Here is a 3,857-nt window from a genome sequence, read left to right on the forward strand (position 1 = left end):
AGACGGATTGAGGTTTTGGCTGTTGGGTTTCTCCCTGGGATTGGTGCGTTACGCTAACGAAGAGCCCACCCTACCCGCTCTCTTGTAGGTTGGGTTGACGTAAGGAAACCCAACTATAGACCCAAGGAAACCCCACAAAAAGCCATGAGAAGCGATCGCTCATTGAGACGGATTGAGGTTTTGGCTGTTGGGTTTCCCTTTCCCCTAAAATTGAGAGGTTTTCTTTAACCTATTGATTCGCTCAACCCAACCTACGGACTCAACCCAACAAAAAGGACTAGACCGCGCCTAATAGCCGTAGGAGTTCCATAATCTTTTCATATAACGCCGCGTTTCCTTGCTGGCGGTACAGTTCGGCGGCTTGTCGGAAATCTCTGATCGCTTTTTCCCTTTCTTGTCGAGAGTAATAAAGAAGCCCGCGACCGTTGTAAGCTTCGGCCAATCGGGGATTAATGTTGATCGCCTGATTGAAATCGGACAGGGCGAGGTCGGGTTTCTCCTGTTGTCGGTAAAGAAGCCCGCGATTGCTGTAAGCCAGAGCTAATCGGGGATTAATGTTGAGCGCCTGATTGAAATCGGACAGGGCGAGGTCGGGTTTCTCCTGTTGTTCGTAAAGAAACCCGCGATTGTTGTAAGCTTCGGCCAATCGGGGATTAATGTTGATCGCCTGATTGTAATCGGACAGGGCGAGGTCGGGTTTCTCCTGTTGTTCGTAAAGAAACCCGCGATTGAGGTAAGCCTCGGCGTATCGGGGATTAATGTTGATCGCTTTGGTGAATTCAGCGAGGGCGAGATCGTATTTTTTCTGTTGGATGTAGTCAACTCCCCGGTTATAGTGGCCGATCGCGTCTTGATTGTTCCCTTGAGCGATCCGGGTTTCGGCTGGTTGTCGGCTCTCTAGCGCCATGACGGGGCGAACAGTCGCGAGGGTGGAAAGGCTGATTAGGCTGACGGTGGTAAGAAGGGCAAAGGATTTCATGGCTAGTTCCTCACTGGGGATGGTTTTAAATTCTACTTAGGGTTGGCTGAAAAAGTTTTTCCTGATCTCACGGCCGAAGCCTCTTGCCTCATCTCAATAAGCAATTTAAATGCGCGGGCAGTTTACCTAGCAGCAGTCAAAGGCAATCAACCAACTCTTAACGATAAGATTAAATCTCTAAGTATAGAGGACAATTTTAAAATAAGTATTGAAAACAAGGACAGCAAAAAACTTGAACAACAAAAACTAGAACAGCAAGGGATGGGAGCAACCCCATCCCCAAACTAGACAATTATGCTATTCTTTTTTATACATCACCTCCACCACGGTATGTACGTTACCTCTGGGATGAAAATCCCCCTTAACTTTCATTTGCAAGGGTTCGCAAGCCGCCACCAAATCATCTAAAATTTGGTTAATTGCTTCTTCGTGGGAAATATAACGATCGCGATAACTATTAATATAAAGTTTAATCGCCTTTAATTCCATCACCTTTTGATCGGGAACGTAGCTAAGATAAATAGTGGCAAAATCGGGATAACCGGAAAAGGGACACTTACAGGTATATTCTGGCAGAGTAATATGAATATCATAATTTCTGCCGGGACGTGGATTAGGGAAAGTAATTAATGTTCCTTCGGCAATTTCTCTTTCCCCGTACTTAACTTCAATTTTTTCGGAAGACTGAACCATGTTTTTTTCCTAACTAGACAATGTTTTCTATCATAGCTGGAATATTCTCTCAAGAGGCGTTAACGAATCAAGAGATGAATAGTAAGTAGCTGGTTATAATTAAATTAAAAATGGATTTTAGGTTCGATCCCCCCTGCCCCCCTTGATAAGGGGGGTGCCGATAGGCGGGGGGATCCCCCCTGCCCCCCTTAATAAGGGGGGTGTCTGACAACTTTTAACGCCTACCTACTTAACTCCTGCATCCTCTTGACAAATTAGCTTAGTCCTAGGTTGAAAGAGTGCCGAGAAGACAGTTGAGACTGAAAATCAGCCAGACCCAACTTTTCAGGTAAAAAATGCTCTATGATTAACCCTAAAGATACTGTAAAACTGGTTTCATGCTCTCCGAGATTAAAAACATAGCCGAGAGTCTCGCACCCCGATTAGTGGAGATTCGCCGCCACATTCACGCGAATCCAGAGTTAAGCGGGCAAGAATATCAAACTGCCGCCTATATTGCCGGGGTTTTGTCTTCCTGTGGTCTATCGGTGCAGGAAGCGGTGGGAAAAACGGGAGTTAAGGGAGAATTGCCCGGAAAAGGCAGTGATCGGAGGATTTTAGCCATCCGGGCCGATATGGATGCCCTACCGATCCAAGAAAAGACCGATTTAGACTTTGCTTCGCGTAAACCGGGGATTATGCACGCCTGTGGTCACGATGTTCATGCTACCGTCGGTTTAGGGGCGGCGATGGTGCTTTCCCGTCTCTCGGAACCTTTGCAGGGAAAAATACGCTTTCTCTTTCAACCAGCAGAGGAAATCGCCCAGGGGGCCAGTTGGATGATCCGGGAGGGGGTGATGCGGGATGTCAGCGCCGTTTTCGGGCTGCACGTTTTCCCCTCGATTCCGGCCCGATCGATCGGGGTTCGTTACGGGGCCTTAACTGCAGCTGCCGACGATCTGGAGATTTTTATTCAAGGAGAATCGGGCCACGGGGCCCGGCCCCACGAGGCGATCGATGCTATCTGGATCGCTTCGCAAGTAATCACCACTTTGCAACAGGCAATTAGTCGGACTCAAAACCCTTTGCGTCCCATTGTCCTCACCATCGGCCAGATTAGCGGTGGTCGCGCCCCCAACGTCATCGCCGATCAGGTACGCATGGCGGGAACAGTGCGATCGCTGCACCCAGAAACCCACGCCCATCTCCCGGAATGGATCGAGGGTTTGGTCACGAATGTCTGTAGCACATATAACGCTAAATGTCAAGTAAATTATCGTCGGGGTGTGCCATCGGTGCAAAATGACCAATTTTTAACCCGGTTAGTCGAAGAAGCTGGTTTAGAAGCTTGGGGACAGGATCGGGTTTTAATTCTCTCGGAACCCTCCATGGGGGCCGAGGATTTTTCCCTTTATTTGCAACAGGCCCCGGGGACAATGTTCCGTCTGGGAGTGGGTTCTCCTCACCTCCTCAATCCCCCCCTTCACCATCCGGAATTTTTAGTGGATGAGTCGGCAATTCTGACGGGAGTGATTACTTTAGCCTACGCGGCCTATAAATATTGGCAAAGAGAAGATTAAACCAGTTTTTCAAGATAATTTTATGGAAATTTGGCAAGATTTAGCTATTATAGCTTGGACGGAATTGCTGCTGGATAGTTATGAACGGTTAATCGGGCGATCGCTGTTGCCCCGGATCGGTACTGGCAAAGAACAGAGTAAAATGCTCTTTTATGCCCCTTTTGTCCTAGTTTCCCACGGTACGCAAACTAATCCGATCTTCAATTATGGTAATCGCGGTGCCCTCGATCTCTGGGGTTTAACTTGGCCAGAATTATTAACAACTCCTTCGCAAGCGACGGTACAGGGGGAGGAACCCGCCCAAGAACGCCAAAAAATGCTGGATTTAGTCAAAAAACAAGGCTATATCAACGATTATCACGGGGTAAGGATCACGAAAAACGGTCAACTATTTCGCATTGAAAAAGCGATCGTTTGGAATATCATCGATCGTGATGGCATTTATTGCGGACAGGCTGCCACTTTTGCCGATTGGATTTTTCTCTGATTTAAGCTGTACTGCCTTGAAACTCCGTCCCCACTTCCCCACTTCCCCACTTCCCCACTTCCCCACTTCCCCACTTCCCCACTTCCCCACTTCCCCACTTCCCCACTTCCCCACTTCCCCACTTCCCCACTTCCCCACT

Annotated in this window: 5 protein-coding genes; 3 read left to right on the forward strand and 2 right to left on the reverse strand. The window is 48.2% G+C overall.

What is annotated here, in order from left to right; all coding sequences use genetic code 11:
* Window positions 1-277: 277 nt before the first annotated feature.
* Window positions 278-979: a tetratricopeptide repeat protein gene (locus IM515_RS04335; protein ID WP_287628120.1), complete on the reverse strand. Its 702-nt coding sequence runs from the start codon at window positions 977-979 to the stop codon at window positions 278-280.
* 42 nt (window positions 980-1,021) lie between these two features.
* On the opposite strand from IM515_RS04335, the gene IM515_RS04340 reads away from it, so the two are divergent.
* The gene (locus IM515_RS04340) at window positions 1,022-1,267 is read left to right on the forward strand and encodes a hypothetical protein (protein ID WP_287628121.1); all 246 of its coding nucleotides are present in this window, start codon (window positions 1,022-1,024) and stop codon (window positions 1,265-1,267) included.
* 9 nt (window positions 1,268-1,276) lie between these two features.
* Here IM515_RS04340 and queF read toward each other — a convergent pair whose 3' ends face one another.
* Window positions 1,277-1,672 carry a preQ(1) synthase gene (gene queF / locus IM515_RS04345; RefSeq protein ID WP_002732669.1) on the reverse strand — a complete coding sequence of 132 codons (396 nt, stop codon included), beginning with the start codon at window positions 1,670-1,672 and terminating at the stop codon, window positions 1,277-1,279.
* Window positions 1,673-2,049: 377 nt separating this feature from the next.
* Here queF and IM515_RS04350 point away from each other — a divergent pair, with 377 nt between their 5' ends.
* Both IM515_RS04350 and IM515_RS04355 read left to right on the forward strand, forming a co-directional pair.
* Window positions 2,050-3,231, forward strand: a complete 1,182-nt coding sequence (locus IM515_RS04350; protein ID WP_287628122.1) for a M20 family metallopeptidase — start codon at window positions 2,050-2,052, stop codon at window positions 3,229-3,231.
* Between the two features lie 22 nt (window positions 3,232-3,253).
* On the forward strand, window positions 3,254-3,718 hold the full coding sequence (locus tag IM515_RS04355) for an MEKHLA domain-containing protein (RefSeq protein WP_193961354.1): 465 nt from the start codon (window positions 3,254-3,256) through the stop codon (window positions 3,716-3,718).
* The last annotated feature ends 139 nt before the right edge of the window (window positions 3,719-3,857 follow it).

It is taken from the genome of Microcystis sp. M44BS1, assembly GCF_020244875.1.
In the GTDB taxonomy this organism is placed as follows: domain Bacteria; phylum Cyanobacteriota; class Cyanobacteriia; order Cyanobacteriales; family Microcystaceae; genus Microcystis; species Microcystis panniformis.

Coding starts and splice junctions, on each gene's coding strand:
- IM515_RS04335 (WP_287628120.1), bottom strand. CDS start 979: ATGAAATCCTTTGCCCTTCTTACCACCGTCAGCCTAATCAGCCTTTCC.
- queF (WP_002732669.1), bottom strand. CDS start 1,672: ATGGTTCAGTCTTCCGAAAAAATTGAAGTTAAGTACGGGGAAAGAGAA.
- IM515_RS04350 (WP_287628122.1), top strand. CDS start 2,050: ATGCTCTCCGAGATTAAAAACATAGCCGAGAGTCTCGCACCCCGATTA.
- IM515_RS04355 (WP_193961354.1), top strand. CDS start 3,254: ATGGAAATTTGGCAAGATTTAGCTATTATAGCTTGGACGGAATTGCTG.